A 1,067-nucleotide genomic window follows, 5' to 3' on the forward strand; every position below is an offset into this window, starting at 1 on the left:
CTGAAAGCCGCCCCTCCCCTGCCTGAAGGGGGGCTGCGGGTCATCGCCCTGGGCGGCCTGGGTGAGATCGGCCGCAACATGACCGTCTTCGAGCACGCGGGCAAGCTGCTCATCGTCGACTGCGGCGTGCTGTTCCCCGAGGAGACCCAGCCCGGGGTGGACGTGATCCTGCCGGACTTCACCTCGATCCGGGACCGGCTGGACGACATCGTGGCCGTGGTCCTCACCCACGGCCACGAGGACCACATCGGCGGCGTGCCGTACCTGCTGCGCGAGCGGTCCGACATTCCCGTCGTCGGCTCCAAGCTGACGCTGGCGTTCCTGGAGGCAAAGCTCAAGGAACACGGCATCCGGCCGCGCACGGTGCGGGTGCGGGAGGGCGACCGGCGTGGTTTCGGGCCCTTCGACTGCGAGTTCGTGGCGGTCAACCACTCCATCCCCGACAGCCTCGCGGTCGCGATCCGCACCCGGGCCGGGATGGTGCTGCACACCGGCGACTTCAAGATGGACCAGTTCCCTCTCGACGACCGCATCACCGACCTGCGCGCCTTCGCCCGCCTCGGCGAGGAGGGCGTGGACCTGTTCCTCACCGACTCCACCAACGCCGAAGTACCCGGCTTCACCACCTCCGAGCGTGAGCTGAACCCGGCGATCGAGCAGGTGATGCGCACCGCGCCGCGCCGGGTCATCGTCTCCAGCTTCGCCAGCCACGTGCACCGCATCCAGCAGGTCCTGGACGCCGCCCACCAGCACGGCCGCAAGGTCGCCTTCGTCGGCCGGTCGATGGTCCGCAACATGGGCATCGCCCGTGACCTGGGCTATCTGAAGGTCCCCTCCGGTCTGGTCGTCAGCACGAAGGAGCTGGAGAAGCTTCCGGACCACAAGATCACTCTGGTGTGCACCGGCTCCCAGGGCGAACCGATGGCCGCGCTGTCACGGATGGCCGAGCGCGACCACGTGATCCGCATCGGCAAGGGCGACACCGTCCTGCTCGCCAGCTCCCTCATCCCCGGCAACGAGAACGCCATCTACCGGGTGATCAACGGACTCACCCGGTGGGGCGCCCA

The 1,067-nt window shown here is 68.7% G+C and carries 1 protein-coding gene; it reads left to right on the plus strand.

All coding sequences use genetic code 11. The features are described 5' to 3' along the window. On the plus strand, positions 1–1,067 hold a 1,067-nt coding region (locus tag ACWD5D_RS44875; protein WP_451378507.1), incomplete at both ends, for a ribonuclease J.

The organism is Streptomyces sp. NPDC002520 (assembly GCF_053595235.1).